The 17,115-nt window shown below is 61.6% G+C and carries 19 protein-coding genes; 7 read left to right on the forward strand and 12 right to left on the reverse strand.

What is annotated here, in order from left to right:
* Positions 1–53: 53 nt before the first annotated feature.
* Positions 54–821: a DODA-type extradiol aromatic ring-opening family dioxygenase gene (locus TU79_RS13220; RefSeq protein WP_057008385.1), complete on the forward strand. Its 768-nt coding sequence runs from the start codon at positions 54–56 to the stop codon at positions 819–821.
* A gap of 162 nt (positions 822–983) precedes the next feature.
* Here the strand turns inward: TU79_RS13220 and TU79_RS13225 are convergent, their stop codons facing one another.
* The gene (locus tag TU79_RS13225) at positions 984–2,657 is read right to left on the reverse strand and encodes a DEAD/DEAH box helicase (protein WP_027606997.1); all 1,674 of its coding nucleotides are present in this window, start codon (positions 2,655–2,657) and stop codon (positions 984–986) included.
* Positions 2,658–3,080: 423 nt separating this feature from the next.
* Between TU79_RS13225 and TU79_RS13230 the strand changes: the two genes are divergently transcribed.
* Positions 3,081–3,872, forward strand: coding sequence for a crotonase/enoyl-CoA hydratase family protein (locus TU79_RS13230; RefSeq protein WP_057008386.1), 792 nt, complete (start codon positions 3,081–3,083; stop codon positions 3,870–3,872).
* Between the two features lie 18 nt (positions 3,873–3,890).
* Here TU79_RS13230 and TU79_RS13235 read toward each other — a convergent pair whose 3' ends face one another.
* Entirely contained in the window at positions 3,891–4,646 is a 756-nt protein-coding gene (locus tag TU79_RS13235) for a spermidine synthase (RefSeq protein ID WP_057008387.1), read from the reverse strand.
* 124 nt (positions 4,647–4,770) lie between these two features.
* Here TU79_RS13235 and TU79_RS13240 point away from each other — a divergent pair, with 124 nt between their 5' ends.
* Positions 4,771–6,117 carry a class II 3-deoxy-7-phosphoheptulonate synthase gene (locus tag TU79_RS13240; protein WP_057008388.1) on the forward strand — a complete coding sequence of 449 codons (1,347 nt, stop codon included), beginning with the start codon at positions 4,771–4,773 and terminating at the stop codon, positions 6,115–6,117.
* Between the two features lie 204 nt (positions 6,118–6,321).
* On the opposite strand, the gene TU79_RS13245 is transcribed toward TU79_RS13240, so the two are convergent.
* Complete coding sequence (locus tag TU79_RS13245; RefSeq protein ID WP_057008389.1) at positions 6,322–6,528, reverse strand: DUF1127 domain-containing protein; 207 nt, start codon at positions 6,526–6,528, stop codon at positions 6,322–6,324.
* A 70-nt stretch (positions 6,529–6,598) separates the two neighbouring features.
* Between TU79_RS13245 and TU79_RS13250 the strand changes: the two genes are divergently transcribed.
* Positions 6,599–7,480 (forward strand): LysR family transcriptional regulator, encoded by an 882-nt coding sequence (locus TU79_RS13250; protein ID WP_057008390.1) that lies wholly within the window; start codon positions 6,599–6,601, stop codon positions 7,478–7,480.
* Here TU79_RS13250 and TU79_RS13255 read toward each other — a convergent pair.
* The 3 genes from TU79_RS13255 to earP form a co-directional block, all read right to left on the reverse strand.
* The gene (locus TU79_RS13255) at positions 7,470–8,219 is read right to left on the reverse strand and encodes a sulfite exporter TauE/SafE family protein (RefSeq protein ID WP_057008391.1); all 750 of its coding nucleotides are present in this window, start codon (positions 8,217–8,219) and stop codon (positions 7,470–7,472) included. The two genes, TU79_RS13250 and TU79_RS13255, sit on opposite strands and share 11 nt — an antisense overlap.
* 168 nt (positions 8,220–8,387) lie before the next feature.
* Positions 8,388–8,960, reverse strand: a complete 573-nt coding sequence (locus TU79_RS13260; RefSeq protein WP_003233368.1) for an elongation factor P — start codon at positions 8,958–8,960, stop codon at positions 8,388–8,390.
* A 49-nt stretch (positions 8,961–9,009) separates the two neighbouring features.
* Positions 9,010–10,143 carry an elongation factor P maturation arginine rhamnosyltransferase EarP gene (gene earP, locus TU79_RS13265; RefSeq protein ID WP_057008392.1) on the reverse strand — a complete coding sequence of 378 codons (1,134 nt, stop codon included), beginning with the start codon at positions 10,141–10,143 and terminating at the stop codon, positions 9,010–9,012.
* Positions 10,144–10,275: 132 nt separating this feature from the next.
* Here earP and TU79_RS13270 point away from each other — a divergent pair, with 132 nt between their 5' ends.
* The gene (locus tag TU79_RS13270) at positions 10,276–10,644 is read left to right on the forward strand and encodes a hypothetical protein (RefSeq protein WP_057008393.1); all 369 of its coding nucleotides are present in this window, start codon (positions 10,276–10,278) and stop codon (positions 10,642–10,644) included.
* Positions 10,645–10,649: 5 nt separating this feature from the next.
* Positions 10,650–11,132: a GreA/GreB family elongation factor gene (locus TU79_RS13275; RefSeq protein ID WP_057008394.1), complete on the forward strand. Its 483-nt coding sequence runs from the start codon at positions 10,650–10,652 to the stop codon at positions 11,130–11,132.
* A 5-nt stretch (positions 11,133–11,137) separates the two neighbouring features.
* Here TU79_RS13275 and cysB read toward each other — a convergent pair whose 3' ends face one another.
* From cysB to TU79_RS13300, 5 genes are all read right to left on the reverse strand, one after another.
* Entirely contained in the window at positions 11,138–12,112 is a 975-nt protein-coding gene (cysB, locus tag TU79_RS13280) for an HTH-type transcriptional regulator CysB (protein ID WP_057008395.1), read from the reverse strand.
* A gap of 104 nt (positions 12,113–12,216) precedes the next feature.
* A complete protein-coding gene (locus tag TU79_RS13285) occupies positions 12,217–12,717 on the reverse strand; it encodes a universal stress protein (RefSeq protein ID WP_057008396.1) in 501 nt (166 codons plus the stop codon).
* A gap of 70 nt (positions 12,718–12,787) precedes the next feature.
* A complete protein-coding gene (locus tag TU79_RS13290) occupies positions 12,788–13,693 on the reverse strand; it encodes a 5'-nucleotidase (protein WP_057008397.1) in 906 nt (301 codons plus the stop codon).
* Between the two features lie 16 nt (positions 13,694–13,709).
* Entirely contained in the window at positions 13,710–14,663 is a 954-nt protein-coding gene (locus tag TU79_RS13295) for a putative 2-dehydropantoate 2-reductase (protein WP_057008398.1), read from the reverse strand.
* Positions 14,660–15,028, reverse strand: a complete 369-nt coding sequence (locus TU79_RS13300) for a YbbN family protein (RefSeq protein ID WP_057008399.1) — start codon at positions 15,026–15,028, stop codon at positions 14,660–14,662. The genes TU79_RS13295 and TU79_RS13300 overlap by 4 nt, the downstream gene beginning before the upstream one ends.
* A 155-nt stretch (positions 15,029–15,183) precedes the next feature.
* On the opposite strand from TU79_RS13300, the gene TU79_RS13305 reads away from it, so the two are divergent.
* Complete coding sequence (locus TU79_RS13305) at positions 15,184–16,260, forward strand: 3-deoxy-7-phosphoheptulonate synthase (RefSeq protein ID WP_057008400.1); 1,077 nt, start codon at positions 15,184–15,186, stop codon at positions 16,258–16,260.
* Between the two features lie 59 nt (positions 16,261–16,319).
* On the opposite strand, the gene TU79_RS13310 is transcribed toward TU79_RS13305, so the two are convergent.
* Positions 16,320–16,601 (reverse strand): GNAT family N-acetyltransferase, encoded by a 282-nt coding sequence (locus tag TU79_RS13310; RefSeq protein WP_057008401.1) that lies wholly within the window; start codon positions 16,599–16,601, stop codon positions 16,320–16,322.
* Positions 16,602–17,115 lie beyond the last annotated feature (514 nt).

Consider the following 17,115-nt stretch of genomic DNA (forward strand, 5'->3'; position numbering starts at 1 on the left):
AGATCAATGATCTGACTAAAGATGGCAGCATCTTAACCCTCAGGACCCTACGCATGTTGCCCAGCCTGTTTATCTCCCACGGTTCGCCCATGCTCGCCCTGCAACCGGGCGCCAGCGGCCCTGCCCTGCAACGACTGGCGGCAGAGCTGCCCAAGCCCGAGGCGATTGTGGTGGTCTCGGCGCATTGGGAAAGCGCCGGGCTGCTGGTCAGCGGCAGCCCCGCCCCGCAAACGTGGCACGACTTTGGCGGCTTTCCCCGCGAATTGTTCGCGGTGCAGTACCCGGCGCCGGGCGATCCACAGTTGGCGAACGCTATTGTCCAGTTGCTTCACGCAGACGGCCTGGAGGCGCAGATCGACGAGCGTCGCCCATTCGACCACGGCACTTGGGTGCCGCTGTCGCTGATGTACCCGGCGGCGGATATCCCGGTGGTGCAAGTCTCGCTGCCCAGCCGCATGGGCCCGGCCCTGCAGACCCGCGTCGGGCGCGCGCTGGCCAGCCTGCGCGAGCAAGATGTGCTGTTGATCGGCTCCGGCAGCATCACCCATAACCTGGGTGAACTGGACTGGCGCGCCGGGCCGGACAGCATCGAGCCGTGGGCCAGGGAATTTCGTGACTGGATGGTGGACACCCTCGCCGCCGATGACGAGGCAACACTGCATGACTATCGCCGCCTGGCGCCGCATGCGCTACGCAGCCATCCCAGCGATGAACATTTGCTGCCGCTGTATTTCGCGCGCGGCGCGGGTGGCCCTTTCAGCATCGAGCACCAGGGCTTCACCCTGGGCGCGCTTGGAATGGACATCTACCGCTTCGGTTGACGCCGGGCTTGCTCAGCCATGCAGGTATTGGCTGTTGCACCGCCATCGGGAGCACGCCCCTCCCACAGTTGATTGGGGACTTATCCAAAAAATATCAGGCAAAAAAAATCCCCGAACCAGTCGGGGATTTTTTATGGGCGATCAATCAGCCGTAGCGGCAGATCAATCTTCGCGGTAGCGACGCAGCTTCAACTGCTTACCGGCAACGCGTGTGTCTTTCAACTTGGTCAGCAGTTTTTCCAGACCGTCTTCCGGCAGCTCTACCAGAGAGAAGCTGTCACGCACCTGGATGCGACCGATGGCTTCACGTGCCAGGCCACCCTCGTTGAGGATAGCGCCCAGCAGGTTCTTGGCAGCGATACCGTCACGCGCGCCCAGCGCGGTACGGCAACGAGCGCGGCCTTCAGCCAATGGAACCGGAGCACGACGCTCACGATCACCACGGTCCGGACGGTCGCCGGTACGCTCTGGACGATCACCGCGCGGGGCGTTGTTCGGCACCAGTGGGCGTTCTTTCTCGATGGCTGCCAGGGTCAGAGCCTGACCGTTGGTGGCTTTGCGCAGCAGGGCTGCAGCCAGGGCACGCGGGGTGCAACCGATATCGGCGGTCAGGCGGTCGAGCAGGTCGCCGTGGGTCGATTCAGCGTCAGCCACCAGCGGCGACAGGCTGTTGGTCAGCTTCTTGATGCGCGCATCGAGAACAGCCTGGGCATCCGGCAGGCGGACTTCGGCAACTTTCTGACCGGTTACACGCTCGATCACCTGCAGCATGCGGCGCTCACGCGGAGTCACCAACAACAGTGCACGGCCTTCGCGACCGGCACGGCCGGTACGGCCGATACGGTGAACGTAGGACTCGGGATCGTACGGCATGTCAACGTTGAACACGTGGGTGATACGTGGAACGTCGAGGCCACGAGCGGCGACGTCGGTTGCCACAACGATGTCCAGGCGGCCATCCTTGAGGGAATCGATCACGCGCTCACGCTGGTTCTGGGCAATGTCACCGTTCAGCGCAGCGGCCTTGTAGCCTTTGGCTTCCAGGGCACTGGCCAGGTCCAGGGTCGCTTGCTTGGTGCGCACGAACATGATCAGGGCATCGAAGTCTTCGACTTCCAGCAGGCTCAATACAGCCGAGGTCTTCTGGTCAGCGTGAACCAACAGGTGAGCCTGTTCGATCGCGGTAACGGTCTGGGTCTTGGTCTGGATTTTCACGTGTTGCGGATCGCGCAGGTGGCGTTCGGCAATGGCACGGATCGACTGCGGCAGGGTGGCCGAGAACAGTACGGTCTGACGGGTCGGAGGCAGTGCCTTGAAGATGACTTCCAGGTCATCCATAAAGCCCAGCTTCAACATTTCGTCAGCTTCGTCCAGCACCAGGTGGTTCACGGTGGACAGGACTTTCTCGTCGCGACGCAAGTGGTCGCAGAGACGGCCCGGGGTGGCGACAACGATCTGTGCGCCGTTACGGATGGCTTTCAGTTGTGGGCCCATGGGCGCGCCGCCGTAAACGGCCACAACGGTAACGCCTGGCATTTGCTTGGCGTAGGTTTCGAAAGCGGTTGCTACTTGCAGCGCCAACTCACGGGTTGGCGCCAGGATCAGGGCTTGCGGTTCGCGCTTGGCAGGATCGATGCAGTGCAGGATAGGCAGGGCGAACGCGGCGGTTTTACCGGTACCGGTTTGCGCCTGGCCAATCATGTCCTGGCCGGCCATGATGATCGGGATCGATTGCTGCTGAATAGCCGAAGGTTCTTCGTAGCCGGTCGCGATGACGGCAGCAAGAATGTTCGGGTTAAGATTAAAAGCGGCGAAGCCGCCGGTTTCCTGGGTCATGGGTCTGCCTCTAAGTGCATCCGCAAAGACCCATGCTCCAAAGCTGCGCATGCCGTGTTGAGACTCAAGAGTCGCCCTGGCTGCTTTGTCGGCGGGGATTTGCGAAAACGAATGAATGAAAAAGATTCGTCAAGGAAGAGTCCGCTGTGCGGACGTGCAGCCGAAGCTGGCTTCGGGGAATTGCGCTACCTGAACGCGGCCCGGTTAAAGGCCGGCGCGCACTATACCGGAAATACCTGAAAAAGGGAGCTTTTTTTCGCGCAACGCACTGATATACCGCGCTGCGTCACAGAGTGTGCAGATACCCGCAGCAGGGTCTGTTTTGCAAACGCCCGGCCCTGCTGGGTATAACACTTAAACGATTCACCCATTGGATCGGACCTTCGGTCCGAAACCTTAACTCCGCGCCCGAGGGCACACCCGATGAATCAAGCCAGCAGTAGCCGCGTCAGCCGTGAACTCCGGGGTCATGTCCTGCTGCTGGGCCTGGACCGGGTGGCCAAGCGCAACGCCTTCGACCTCGATTTGCTCAATGACCTGAGCCTGGCGTATGGCGAATTTGATCGAAACGCCGACGCGCGGGTGGCCGTGGTATTCGCCCATGGCGACCATTTTACCGCCGGGCTGGACCTGGCCAATGTCAGCGGCGTGATGGCCGGCGGCTGGCAACCGCCGCCGGGAGGCTGCGACCCGTGGGGCGTGTTCGCCGGGCCACGCGTCACCAAGCCGGTGATTATCGCGGCCCAGGGTTATTGCCTGACCCTCGGCATCGAGCTGATGCTGGCGGCGGACATCAACCTTTGCGCCAGCAATACCCGCTTTGCGCAAATGGAAGTGCAGCGCGGAATCTTTCCCTTCGGTGGCGCGACGTTGCGTTTTCACCAGCTCGCCGGCTGGGGCAATGCCATGCGCTGGCTGCTCACCGGCGACGAGTTCGATGCCCATGAAGCCCTGCGCCTGGGGCTGGTGCAGGAGGTGATGGCCAGCGAAGACCTGCTGCCGCGCGCCATCGAACTGGCCAGCCGCATCGCCCGCCAGGCGCCGCTTGGGGTTCAAGCCACGTTGACCTCCGCGCGCCTGGCCCGCCTGGAAGGCGAAACCGTGGCCGCCGCCGCACTGCCTGCTGTAGTGGATCAATTGCTTAACAGCGAGGATGCCAAGGAAGGCGTGCGGGCGATGATCGAGAAGCGGCCGGGGGTCTTCAAGGGGATTTGATGAGGCTCTGATAGTCACCTAAGTCGCAGGCCGAATGACCTTGATCACTGGCTGCAACGAATACCCCAATCGCGGCGCCAGGGCCTCGGCACGCGCCGAGAGCGCCTCCAGCTCCAGTTCCTGATCCAGCTCCGAAGGCACCAGCAGGATCACATTGCCCTCCTTCACCGGCAGCTCCCAGTAATGCCGGTGATACAACCCTCGCAACAGCGCCGCCCCCAACGGCTTGCCATCGTCGGTGGCCCATTGGTTGATCACCAGCCAGCCGCCCGGGTTGAGTTTTTTCTGGCAGTTTTCCAGAAATGTCCACGCCAGATGCCCGACGCCGGGACCGACATCCGTGTAGAGGTCGACGAAAATCAGGTCAGCCGGCTCAGCGCTGTCCAGCAATTGCAAGGCATCGCCGATGCGGATGTACAGGCGTGGATCATCGTCCAGCCCCAGGTATTCGATGGCCAGGCGCGGCACATCGGGCCGCAGTTCGATGGCTTCCACGTCTTCCAGCGGCAGGAACTTGAGGCATGCCTGGGTCAGGGTGCCGGCGCCCAGGCCAAGAAACAGCGCGCTGTCCGGCTGCTCATGGCACAACGCACCCACCAGCATGGCGCGGGTGTAGTCGTACTCCAGCCAGCTCGGGTCGGCGGTGAACACGCAGCTTTGCTCGATGGCATCGCCAAATTCGAGAAAACGGTAATCGGCCACTTCCAGCACACGGATCATGCCGAAGTCATCATGGACCTCGGCCAGCAGGCGCTCGACACGCTCCTCGGTCATCACTACTCCTAAAAGGTTTACCGCACGACAAAGGCGCGATTGTCGGCCAACCGGCGGCAACAGGTCACGCACTAATTGCTGATAACATTGGCGCCCGACCGTCAATCACCCAATCGAGTTCACGATGAGCCAACCCTGGAGCCCCGACAGCTGGCGCGCCCTGCCGATCCAGCAACAACCCCGGTACCCGGACGCTGCACACTTGCTGCAAGTGGAGCAGAACCTGGCCAGCTACCCCCCGCTGGTGTTTGCCGGGGAAGCCCGCGAGTTGCGCCGTCAGTTTGCCGAAGTCACCGAGGGCCGCGCGTTTCTGCTGCAAGGCGGCGACTGCGCCGAGAGCTTTGCCGAGTTCTCCGCCGCCAAAATCCGCGACACCTTCAAAGTGCTCTTGCAGATGGCGATCGTGATGACCTTCGCTGCTGGCTGCCCGGTGGTGAAAGTCGGACGCATGGCCGGCCAGTTCGCCAAGCCGCGCTCGTCCAACGATGAAACCATCGACGGCATCACCCTGCCCGCCTACCGCGGCGATATCGTCAACGGCATCGGCTTCGACGAAAAAAGCCGCGTGCCCGACCCGGACCGCCTGCTGCAGTCCTATCACCAGTCCACCGCCACCCTCAACCTGCTGCGCGCGTTTGCTCAGGGCGGTTTCGCCGACCTGCACCAGGTGCACAAGTGGAACCTGGACTTCATCGCCAACTCCGCCCTGGCTGAAAAATACAGCCAGTTGGCCGACCGCATCGACGAAACCCTGGCCTTCATGCGCGCCTGTGGCATGGACAGCTCGCCGCAACTGCGCGAGACCAGTTTCTTCACCGCCCACGAAGCGCTGCTGCTCAACTACGAGCAAGCCTTTGTGCGCCGCGACAGCCTGACCAACGATTACTACGACTGCTCGGCCCACATGTTGTGGATCGGCGACCGTACCCGTCAGCTCGACGGCGCCCACGTCGAGTTCCTGCGCGGGGTGAACAATCCGATTGGCGTCAAGGTCGGCCCGAGCATGAACCCTGACGACCTGATCCGACTGATCGACATTCTCAACCCGGACAACGATCCCGGCCGCCTCAACCTGATCGCGCGCATGGGCGCAGGCAAGGTCGGCGACCACCTGCCCCACCTGATCCGCGCCGTGCAACGTGAAGGCAAGCAGGTGCTGTGGAGTTCGGACCCGATGCATGGCAACACCATCAAGGCCAGCAGCGGTTACAAGACCCGCGACTTTGCGCAGATCCTTGGCGAAGTGAAGGAATTCTTCCAGGTGCACCAGGCCGAAGGCAGCTATGCCGGCGGGATTCATATCGAAATGACCGGGCAGAACGTCACCGAATGCATCGGCGGCGCGCGGCCGATCACCGAAGACGGTTTGTCGGACCGCTATCACACTCATTGCGACCCACGGATGAATGCCGATCAGTCGCTTGAGCTGGCGTTCCTGATTGCCGAGACGTTAAAGCAGGTCAAGCGCTAAGGCCGTGGCTGGAAAGGCCCGCTGACGGACTGTCTGTGGCGAGCGGGCTTGCCCCGCGTTGGGCGGCGAAGCAGCCCCAGTTTGGCGTATCAAGTTTCTCCAGGCAGAATCCCGGTGGCTGGTTTTTGGGGCTGCTTCGCAGCCCAACGCGGGGCAAGCCCGCTCGCCACAATCAAGTGCAATCAGGCCCTCCAGCAGCCCGAGTTACTTTCGCAGCGGGTCGTCCCAAAAATGCCGTTGGCTTTCCTGCTCGACGTCGGCGCGGCTGAGCCCAATGTCCTTGAGCGCGTCGTCGTTCAGGGTCGCCAGTAAGCGGCGCTCCCGGTATACCGTGTGCCAACGCACGATGCCCTGAAACAGCCCGGCCAAAGGCCGCTTCGCGATCAACACAAAACCTTTTTGACCTTTCATCTTCTCGCCCTCCTGTGGGGATGACGAAAGTGTGTGCCTGGCTTTATGATCAATCCAACGAATGTTTCTTATGCGATACATCTCGGAGATTGATCAATTGTCCGGCTACCCGAGCATCGACACTGACGTGCTGCGCACCTTCGTCGCCATCGCCGACCAGGGCGGCTTTACCCGCGCCGCCGAACGGGTGAATCGCACCCAGTCGGCGGTGAGCATGCAGATGAAACGCCTTGAAGAGGATGTGCTGCAACGCAAGCTGTTCGAGCGTGACGGTCGACAGGTGCGCCTGACGCCCGAAGGCCAGGTGCTGCTGGGCTATGCGCGGCGCATCCTGAAACTGCACAGCGAGGTGTTCAATACCCTGCGCGAGCCGCATATGGTGGGGCTGGTGCGCATCGGCACACCGGATGACTACGTGATGCGCTACTTGCCAGGGATTCTCACGCGGTTTTCCAAGGCTTATCCGCTGATCCAGATCGAGATGCACTGCGAGGCCTCGAACGTGCTGATGCAGCGCCGTGATCTGGCCTTGACGGTGATCAGCCGCCAGCCCGGCGACGATGTCGGTGAACTGCTGCGCACCGAGCGAATGGTGTGGGCCGCCGCCGCGTGCTTTTGTGTGGACGAACACGATACCCTGCCCCTGGCGGTGTCCGGCGTTGAGTGCTTCGGCACCCAGTGGAGCCAGGCCGCGCTGGACAGCGTGGGGCTCGATTACCGGCTGGCGTATCACAGCTCCAATGTGGCGGCGATCCAGGCCGTGGTCAGCGCCGGCCTGGCGGTGATGGTCAGCCTGGAAAGCCTGGTGACCGAAGACCTGCGCATACTCGGCAGCGAAGACGGTTTTCCGCCGCTGCCGTCGATGAACCTGCGGCTGCTGCGCAACCCGGCGATGGCCTCGCCCATCACCGAGTGCCTGGCGCAATACATCCTCGAAGGCTTCAGACTTTAAAGGTCAGCATCACCGCACACACCACCAGGAATCCGCAGAACAGCCCGCGCAATACGCGCTCCGGCAGCGCATGGGCGACTTTCACGCCCCAGCTGATGCTCAGCAGGCCGCCAACGGCCAGGGGCACGCCGATTGCCCAATCCACTTCGTGGTGCCAGGCGTAAGTCACCAGGGTCACGCCGGTGCTGGGCAATGCCAGGGCCAGTGACAAGCCTTGCGCGACCACCTGGGTGGTGCCGAACACACTGGTCAATACCGGCGTGGCAACCACCGCGCCACCGACGCCAAACAGCCCGCCCATGGCGCCGGACGCGGCGCCCAGTACGCCCAGCCAGGGCCAGGAATAACGCATCTGCGCCGTCGGTGGCGCGTTACGTGTGAACATGCGCACCCCGTTGTAGGCCGCCAGCACCACCAGAAACACGATAAAACCGATGCGCATCGCAGCGGCATCCAGGCCCACTGCCCAGATCGACCCGAGCCAGGCAAAACTGAACCCCATCACCCCAAGCGGCAGGGCGTGGCGCAATTCGATGCGGTTGCGCTGGTGGTAGCGCCACAGGGCAAGCATCACATTGGGCACCACCATCACCAGCGCGGTGCCTTGGGCAATCTGTTGATCGAGCCCGAACAACACGCCCAGCACCGGTATCGCTATCAACCCGCCGCCAATGCCAAACAGGCCGCCCACCGTGCCCAGGGCCGCGCCCAATACCAGGTACATCAGCAAATCCCACACCGCGTATCACTCCACAAATCCCAAGGCGTGCATGCTACGCAGTGCAATCTTGCGTGGCAAAGCAGGTTCGCTTGAAATAACCGACACAGCGGAAAGTGATTGCCTGCCAGACGCCCACAAAAAAGCCCGACGCAGGGTCGGGCTTTTTTTAGCGCGGCGGGGCCGGAATTACTTCTTGGCGCGGCCTTTGTACGAACCACCTTCACGGGTGTCGATCTCGATCAGGTCGTCGATTTCGATGAAATCGGCCACTTGCAGCTCGGTACCGTTAGCCAGCTTGGCAGGCTTCATCACCTTGCCGGAAGTGTCACCGCGAGCGGAACCTTCGGTGTAGGCGACTTTACGCACGATGGTGGTCGGCAGCTCTACGGAAACCAGGCGCTCTTCGAAGAAGATGGCTTCGCAGACGTCGTCCATGCCTTCTTCCACGAACGGCAGAACGGCTTCGATGTCTTCAGCGTTCAGCTCGTACATGGTGTAGTCGGTGGTGTCCATGAACGTGTAGGTGTCGCCGCTGATGAAGGACAGGGTCGCTTCCTTGCGGTCGAGGATCACGTCGTCCAGTTTGTCATCGGCGCTGTAGACGATCTCGGTCTTGTAACCGGTCAGCAGGTTCTTCAGCTTGGTCTTCATGATGGCGCTGTTACGACCAGACTTGGTGAACTCAGCTTTCTGAACCAGCCAAGGGTCGTTTTCGAGACGGATCACTGTACCGGGTTTCAGTTCTTTACCAGTTTTCATTGCATATATCCGAAATTTGGATGGGATTTACAAAAATCAAGGTGGCGTATCATATCCAACTTTCATAAAACTGTACCAGCGCCGTCGCAAGATCGGCCTGCAAGCCTTGTTCCAGACACCAGGATTCGGCGTGTCGACTGACTTCAGGCCAGTGTTCCAGCAGTTTTTTCCACGCCTGGGCCATATCGCCCCCGGCGTTCCAGACTTGCCACATCGCAATCAGCGCAGTCCTGGCGGCCGGTGACAACGCCGCGGTGTACAGCGCCAGGAAGGCATCGAGCTTGTCGAGATGAATGTCTTCATCCTGGCGGTAGATGTGCCACAACAACGGGCGCCCGGCCCATTGGGCACGCACGAACGAGTCTTCGCCGCGCACCGCATTGAAGTCGCAGCACCACAGCAGTCGGTCGTAGTGCGCCTGGGGCACGAACGGCAGCACCTGCACGGTCAGCGCGCCACGCTGATGCACAGCCCCCGCCGCCAGTCCCTGAACGCCGAGCCAGCGCTGCACGTCGCCGAGGATGCGCCCTTCCGGCACCAACAGATGGGTGGCACGCCCGTCCGTCGACAACACGTCGAGCCAAGCGGCCAGCCCGGCGTTTTCGTAGGCGAACAGCGAGATCAGTTGCGCATCGGCGGCGGGAAATACGCCCATGTCCTGCAGGAAGGTTTCCCGTGCCACGGCATCCCGCTGAAACGCCTGACGCTGGTCCAGCAACCCGGCCTCACGCAACAGGCCACCGGTGCCTGGACGAAAGCCCGGGAAAAAGAAGTACTTCTGCACGCCCTTGAACTTCACCGACGGCAGCCGATGACACCCCACTACCCAGTCTTCGGCGCTCAGGTAATCCAGGTTCATCCACAACGGCGTGCGCGCGCAGGCGGCCATGGCCTCCATATAGTCCGGCGGCAACTGGCAGGCGAACGCGGCAATCACCACATCGGCTGCCGACGTGGCCGGCCACTCGGCCGGCCAGTGGCGCACGTCCACGCCCGCTTGCCATTGCTGGCTCAACTGCACATCGATCTCGGGGCACATGCGCTCGAAGGCGCGCAAGTCGTCGACCCACAGGCGCACATCACACGCGTGTTCGGCCACCAATTGCCGGGCCAGGCGCCAGGTCACGCCGATGTCGCCGTAGTTGTCGACAACACTGCAAAAAATATCCCAGCGGGCTTTCATTCCGGGCTCCAACGCTCAAAGGCTCGATTGTCCGCATAAATGCCCGCATGCAGAAGGCTTGATCGCGATTATTCTGCACAGTGGCTGTGCGACAATCGCCGCTACGCCGTCAATGCCCGCCGGGAGGCCACCATGACTGATCGTCCGTTGTCGCTGCTCAAGCTCTGCATCGCCATCGCCCTGGGCGTGTGGCTGGGGTTTATCGCCATTGCGCTGACCACCTGGCTGGCGTCCCGCTACCTCTTCCCGCAGAGCCTCGCGCCCGTGGCCCAGGCGGTTCAACAGTTGGGCAACCCGGCAGCCGTTGCGCCGGAGCCGCCCAACCGCATGTTCGAGCAGTACCAGCAGAACCTGCAGAGACAGGAACAGCAACAGACCCTGGAGCAGGCGCGCAACAACCCGCGCAACCTGTCCAACCCCAAATGCCAGTTCTGGCTGCAACAGGATCAGAACGCACCGACTGAAAAGACCCGCGCCAATGTGCTGCAACTCTGCGACTGACTACCATGAATAAACACGCCGTGCTCCAGCTGATTCTGGATAAACTCGCCGTCGACCTGGACATCGCCCAGCGCGCCGCGCAGACCGCCTACGAAACAGCGACCCACGAAGAAAACATCGCCGAGAACAAGTACGACACCCTGGGCCTGGAGGCGTCTTACCTCGCGGCCGGACAAGCCCGGCGGGTCGAGGAAATCAAGCAATCGCTGGCGCTGTGCCAGAATCTGTTACTGCGGGCCTACGATGATCGACGTGGGGTGGAGGTCGGTGCGCTGCTGGGCCTGGAAGACGAGAACGGACGCCAGCAATGGCTGTTCCTCGCACCGGAGGCGGCGGGCCTGAAGGTGGATGTGGTCGGGCAACCGGTAACCGTCATCACCCCGCGCTCCCCCTTGGGCAAAAGCCTGCTGGGCAAGTTCGAAGGGGATGAGGTAGAGATTCTGGTGGCAGGCGCCCGGCAACACTTTACCGTTACCGAGGCCAGATAAACGCTTTAATGGACGGGCAGTTCCACGCCGTCGAACAAAGCTTCCAGTTCCTGCTTGTTGTGGCACTGAATGGCCTTGGCCATGACTTCACGGGTCAGGTGCGGCGCAAACTTCTCGATGAAGTCGCACATGAAACCGCGCAGGAAGGTGCCACGGCGGAAACCGATCTTGGTCACGCTGGACTCGAACAACTCGCTGGCATCAAGCACCACCAGGTCTTTGTCGAGCTGGGTGTCGACCGCCATTTTTGCCACGATCCCCACGCCCAGGCCAAGACGCACGTAAGTCTTGATCACGTCGGCATCGGCGGCGGTGAAGACCACTTTCGGCGTCAGACCGCGATGACTGAAGGCCTCGTCGAGCTTGGAGCGGCCAGTGAAGCCGAAGACGTAGGTCACGATCGGGTATTCGGCCAGGGCCTCGAGGGTCAATTTCGGCAACTTGGCCAGCGGATGGCCCTGGGGCACCACCACGCAGCGGTTCCAGCGGTAGCACGGCATCATCACCAGGTCGCCGAACAGTTCCAGCGCCTCAGTGGCAATCGCGAAATCCACGGTCCCGTCAGCGGCCATTTCAGCGATCTGCATCGGCGAGCCCTGGTGCATGTGCAGCGCGACGTCCGGGTACTGCTTGATGAAATCGCGGATCACTGGCGGCAAGGCATAGCGCGCCTGGGTATGGGTGGTAGCGATGGACAGCGTGCCCTTCTTCTCGTTGGAGAACTCCTGAGCGATCTGCTTGATGCTTTCGACTTTGCGCAGAATCTCGCCGGCAGTGGTGATAATGCGCTCACCGGCGGGAGTGACACGGGTCAGGTGCTTGCCACTACGTGCGAACACTTCCACGCCCAGCTCGTCTTCGAGCAGGCGGATCTGCTTGCTGATACCCGGTTGCGAGGTGTAAAGGCTTTGAGCGGTAGCGGAAACGTTGAGGTCGTGGTGCGCCACTTCCCAGATGTAGCGCAGTTGTTGGAGCTTCATATGTGTCCCTCAAAGCAGATAGACGCCACGGGTATCAGCGACGATATATAACTATATTAAAGGTCAGACAGATAAATCTAGAACTTTTTATCTATTTGCAGCGATCACATTTCTTCACTGCGTCGACGCCGCAGCGAAGGCACCATGTAAACGGGCACCGTCGACAACTGCAATACCCGCGTGGCAGTGCGACCCAGAGGCGTCGCCGCTGTCGTTGCATGGCTGTGACTGCCCAGGATGAGCAGGTCGACGGACAGCTTGCGCAACTGGTCAAGTATCACGTCGCAAGGATCGCCCTGGATCACCTTGACCGAGCGGATCACCTTCAGGTCCTGCTCTCCATCCCCCAACTCCTCGCGAAAACTGTCCAGCACACGCTGCTCGATGGTCGCCATCACAGTGGTCAGCCCCCGGCTCTGCCACTCACTCAAGGCTTGCTCGTCAAGGTAGCTCTGCAACACCGACTCGGCGAACAACCCGATGGGCTCGACCACATGAATCACATACAGGTCAGCCTTGAACGTGCGCGCCAGTGCCAGCGCATGTTGCATCACGTAAGGCGCATACAGGCCGAGGTCCGTGGCGTACAGCATCGAACGAATCATAGAACCTCCTGGGCTGCCAGGATGGCGAAGATTGACTCAGCTTAGCAGCGCCCCGCAGAGTTCGGCCGAGTCACACCTTGATCTCGTTGCTGATGCCGTGGGGCACGTGCCCGGTGGCCACCACCTCCCTGGCCTTCTCGCAATGACCGGCCTGGTCATCGAAAAACACATCGGCGGCAAACGCTTCGAGAAACGCGGCTTTTTCCAGGCCACCGAGGAACAGCGACTCGTCCAGGCGGATATCCCATTCACGCAGGGTGCGAATCACCCGCTCGTGGGACGGTGCCGAACGCGCGGTGACCAGCGCGGTGCGGATCGGACAGGCTTCGTCAGGAAACTCGCGCTGCAGTAAATTGAGGGCCGCCAGAAACCCCTTGAACGGGCCGCCATGCAACGGCTGGCGCGCCGACTCGCGCTCATTGGCCTGGAATGCCGCCAACCCGCCGGTCTGGTAGACCCGCTCGGACTCATCGGAAAACAGCACCGCGTCGCCGTCGAACGCGATGCGCAGCTCCTCGCTCATGGCCCGCCGCGGGCCGCCCGACAGAATCGTCGCCGCAGCGAACCCGGCATCGAGGGCACTGCGCACATCTTCAGCATGGGTGGAAAGAAACAGATGACAACCAAAGGCGGCCAGATAAGGATAGGGACTACGTCCGCCTGCGAAGGCGGCGCGGGAAATATCCAGGCCGTAATGCTGGATCGAATTGAACACGCGCAAGCCGGTGTCGGCGCTGTTGCGCGACACCAGCACCACCTCAACCCGAGCGCGGCCCAGGCTGGCATTGAGGCTGAGCAACTTGTTCACCAGCGGGAACGCGTCGCCGGGTTCGAGGATTTCCTCCTCGTGTTCGATCTGGTACTTGCGGTACGGCTCGACTCCTTCGGCGAGGTAGACCTTGTGGCTCTCGCTGAGGTCGAACAGCGCCCGCGATGAAATCGCCAGCACCAGTTTGTCGCCCAATCCCTTCGTCATATGCTCTGCCCCCGAATCAGCGGTTGTGCCGATCAATAAAACTCAAGGCCTGGTACAGCGCCTGCATGCGCGGCAACTCGCAACCGGCTGCCCTGGCGGCCGCCAGTGGCCGGGCGTAGATCGCCGCCAGTTCCAGCGGACGCTTGTGCAGGTGGTCGTGATACATGCTGGGCAGGTAATCGTCCATGGTTTCGGTCATGGCAAACATCTGCCCGGCATAGCTGGCCGGGATTTCGTGGCCGCAGGCATCGGCGCCCTTGATCACTTCGACCATCAGGGCCTGGATCAACTCGCGGCTGGATTCATCCGCCATCAGCGCCGTGGTGCCGGTGCCCAGCAACACAGAAAGACCATTGAACGGCACGTTCCACACCAGTTTGTGCCAGCGCGCCAGGTGCACACTGGCCATGGCCTGGGACTCGATACCCGCCTGATGGAACAGCGCCGCGCCCTCTTCCACGATTGCCTGCTGCAGGGCCTCGTCATTGGCGGCCGTGCCGCTGTGATAACCCAGATTGACCCGGCCCAGCGCCTGATGCTCGATCACGCCGGGCGCCGAGCGGTACACACCGATGTAACACAGGCCGCCGAGCAGATGCAGCGAGGCCGGCAAGTGTTCGCGCAGGCTGTCTTCCACATCAAGGCCGTTTTGCAGCAGCACCACTTTCGCGCCTGGCGCCGCCACCTGGGCCAGGGTGGGCGCCAGTTCCACATTGCCCGTGGACTTGGTGCCCACCAGCAGCCAGTCGCACGGTGGCATGTCGGCAGCATTGGCGTAGGCCTGCACCGGGTGCAGTTTCAACGGTCCGTGGATGCTGCTGTTGATGTGCAGGCCGCGGTCTCTGACGGCGGCGTATTCACTGCGCAGCAAAAAGCGCACGTCGAACCCGGCGCGTGCCAGCATCAGGCCGTAAAAACCGCCGATGGCGCCGGTACCGATAATGCCTATACGTGGCGACTGTGCTGTCATGGCAAATCCTCCGGAGTGCGACTGAGCGCTGTCGTGATAGCCTCGCTGATGTCGGCGGGCGCGAGACGGGTGTGAATCTGCCCGAGGAACTGACCCTCGCACACCACGAACAACGCGGGCAAATGAAAGATCTGGTAGCGCTCGACTGCGCCGCCGTTGTGCCCGGCGTCGACCCAGCACAACCGCGTCACCGGCAGAGGCCAGCCTGGCAACTGCTGGCGCGCCCAGCGGCAACTGGCACAGCCGGCACTGGTGAATATCACCAGCGATGCCCCTGGCAACGCCAGCAATTGACGATCAATATCAAAATCGGACAGCTGCAACTCTTCCACACACTCTCCTGTGGGGGACGTCGACCAGGCCATACACTATCAGGACGGCCCACGCGGCGCACAATTGCCCATTGTCGCGCAGCCCGGTTACGCGCTAAGGTTCCTCCCCCCTTGCATCCAAATCATGCTGTGCTCCGCCGCACGGGGATGGCTGGCGGCCAGCACCCGTGACCCTGACGAGTAACACGATGGCTGATTTACCGATCAACGACCTGAACGTCGAATCCAACGAGACCCTGATCACGCCCGATCAGCTCAAGCGCGAAATCCCCCTGAGCGACGCTGCCCTGCAGACCGTCACCAAGGGTCGCGAAGTCATCCGTGACATTCTCGACGGCACCGACCACCGCCTCTTCGTGGTGATCGGCCCCTGCTCGATCCACGACCTCAAGGCTGCCCACGAATACGCCGAGCGCCTCAAGGTACTGGCGGCGGAAGTGTCCGACACCCTGTACCTGGTAATGCGCGTGTATTTCGAGAAGCCGCGTACCACCGTCGGCTGGAAAGGCTTGATCAACGACCCGTACCTGGACGACTCGTTCAAGATCCAGGACGGCCTGCACATCGGTCGCAAATTGTTGCTGGACCTGGCCGAAATGGGCCTGCCGACCGCGACCGAAGCGCTGGACCCGATCTCCCCGCAGTACCTGCAGGACCTGATCAGCTGGTCGGCCATTGGCGCGCGGACCACCGAATCCCAGACCCACCGGGAAATGGCGTCCGGCCTGTCCTCGGCCGTGGGCTTCAAGAACGGCACTGATGGCGGCCTGACCGTGGCGATCAATGCGCTGCAGTCGGTGTCCAGCCCGCACCGTTTCCTGGGCATCAACCAGGAAGGTGGCGTGTCGATCGTCACCACCAAGGGCAATGCCTACGGCCACGTGGTGCTGCGCGGCGGCAACGGCAAGCCCAACTATGATTCGGTCAGCGTTGCGCTGTGCGAGCAAGCGTTGAACAAGGCCAGGATCAAGCCGAACATCATGGTCGATTGCAGCCACGCCAACTCCAACAAGGACCCGGCCCTGCAACCGCTGGTGATGGAAAACGTCGCCAACCAGATCCTCGAAGGCAATCAGTCGATCATTGGTTTGATGGTCGAAAGCCATCTGAACTGGGGTTGCCAGGCGATTCCGAAAGACCTCGCCGACCTGCAATACGGTGTGTCGATCACCGATGCCTGCATCGATTGGTCTGCCACCGAGACCACCCTGCGCAGCATGCATGCCAAGCTCAAGGATGTATTGCCCCAGCGCAAACGCATCTGAACCTGAATTGCGCACACAAAAACGCCGGGCTTGTCCCGGCGTTTTTGTGTGCGGCTCGCTCAGAGTTTGGCGGCGTGGCGCTGGTGGCGCTCCATGTAGCGCTCCACATAGGAGCACGATGGGATCACCGTGTAGCCGAACTCTTCGGCAAACTTCAGCGCCTCTTCAGTCAACGCCGCCGCGATACCACGACCGCGCAACGCGTTGGGCACGAACGTGCGATAGATATCCAGGGTCTGCTTCCCGAGGTCCATGTAGGTCAGGTAGGCACGATGACCGTCCACATTGGTCTCGAACTGATGACCAGCCTGGTCATGGTGGATGGACAACGCCTCGCTCATCACTACTCCTCGCGGGTCTTTGATTCTGACCCATACCTTACCGATGTTTTTCCGGCGAAGAAACATCTATGCCACCCCGTGCCGGTTTCGACAACGAGAAAACCGCTGGCGCTCACACCCTGCACCTGGGAATAGCAGGCGCCAAACCTGCAATCGCTCAAGGCGCGCTCGTCATCCCCTGCTTTGGGCGGATATAGAAGGGGCTCCGATACGCGTGACCGAAAGCCCGAACAACGCCGGCAGTTGAACCTTAAGACGAACTGCCGCTCTTAAAGTCACCTCTAGATACGCGAAAGAGGCTGCCGACGGTAAAGGCATGCCGCACGAAAGTGCCAGGCTCCTTATATAAAATTTCATCTATGAACACGGCTTGAAGCCTACGGGCCGGCCCTTTCAGGCTGGATCCAATGTTAAGCGGACTGTAAAACAGCGAACGTTTGTTATACGAACCGCCCCATGACCCGCCCGGACAGATTCCGCGCAAGAATTTTTGCTGCTTCTTGCGCAACGTCAG

The sequence above is a fragment of the Pseudomonas trivialis genome (assembly GCF_001439805.1).
Lineage (GTDB): Bacteria > Pseudomonadota > Gammaproteobacteria > Pseudomonadales > Pseudomonadaceae > Aquipseudomonas > Aquipseudomonas trivialis.

What these genes read in the sequence shown, in the direction of transcription:
- TU79_RS13220 (WP_057008385.1), top strand. Translation starts at nt 54, where the DNA reads ATGTTGCCCAGCCTGTTTATCTCCCACGGTTCGCCCATGCTCGCCCTG.
- TU79_RS13225 (WP_027606997.1), bottom strand. Translation starts at nt 2,657, where the DNA reads ATGACCCAGGAAACCGGCGGCTTCGCCGCTTTTAATCTTAACCCGAAC.
- TU79_RS13230 (WP_057008386.1), top strand. Translation starts at nt 3,081, where the DNA reads ATGAATCAAGCCAGCAGTAGCCGCGTCAGCCGTGAACTCCGGGGTCAT.
- TU79_RS13235 (WP_057008387.1), bottom strand. Translation starts at nt 4,646, where the DNA reads ATGACCGAGGAGCGTGTCGAGCGCCTGCTGGCCGAGGTCCATGATGAC.
- TU79_RS13240 (WP_057008388.1), top strand. Translation starts at nt 4,771, where the DNA reads ATGAGCCAACCCTGGAGCCCCGACAGCTGGCGCGCCCTGCCGATCCAG.
- TU79_RS13245 (WP_057008389.1), bottom strand. Translation starts at nt 6,528, where the DNA reads ATGAAAGGTCAAAAAGGTTTTGTGTTGATCGCGAAGCGGCCTTTGGCC.
- TU79_RS13250 (WP_057008390.1), top strand. Translation starts at nt 6,599, where the DNA reads ATGCGATACATCTCGGAGATTGATCAATTGTCCGGCTACCCGAGCATC.
- TU79_RS13260 (WP_003233368.1), bottom strand. Translation starts at nt 8,960, where the DNA reads ATGAAAACTGGTAAAGAACTGAAACCCGGTACAGTGATCCGTCTCGAA.
- earP (WP_057008392.1), bottom strand. Translation starts at nt 10,143, where the DNA reads ATGAAAGCCCGCTGGGATATTTTTTGCAGTGTTGTCGACAACTACGGC.
- TU79_RS13270 (WP_057008393.1), top strand. Translation starts at nt 10,276, where the DNA reads ATGACTGATCGTCCGTTGTCGCTGCTCAAGCTCTGCATCGCCATCGCC.
- TU79_RS13275 (WP_057008394.1), top strand. Translation starts at nt 10,650, where the DNA reads ATGAATAAACACGCCGTGCTCCAGCTGATTCTGGATAAACTCGCCGTC.
- cysB (WP_057008395.1), bottom strand. Translation starts at nt 12,112, where the DNA reads ATGAAGCTCCAACAACTGCGCTACATCTGGGAAGTGGCGCACCACGAC.
- TU79_RS13285 (WP_057008396.1), bottom strand. Translation starts at nt 12,717, where the DNA reads ATGATTCGTTCGATGCTGTACGCCACGGACCTCGGCCTGTATGCGCCT.
- TU79_RS13290 (WP_057008397.1), bottom strand. Translation starts at nt 13,693, where the DNA reads ATGACGAAGGGATTGGGCGACAAACTGGTGCTGGCGATTTCATCGCGG.
- TU79_RS13295 (WP_057008398.1), bottom strand. Translation starts at nt 14,663, where the DNA reads ATGACAGCACAGTCGCCACGTATAGGCATTATCGGTACCGGCGCCATC.
- TU79_RS13300 (WP_057008399.1), bottom strand. Translation starts at nt 15,028, where the DNA reads ATGGCCTGGTCGACGTCCCCCACAGGAGAGTGTGTGGAAGAGTTGCAG.
- TU79_RS13305 (WP_057008400.1), top strand. Translation starts at nt 15,184, where the DNA reads ATGGCTGATTTACCGATCAACGACCTGAACGTCGAATCCAACGAGACC.
- TU79_RS13310 (WP_057008401.1), bottom strand. Translation starts at nt 16,601, where the DNA reads ATGAGCGAGGCGTTGTCCATCCACCATGACCAGGCTGGTCATCAGTTC.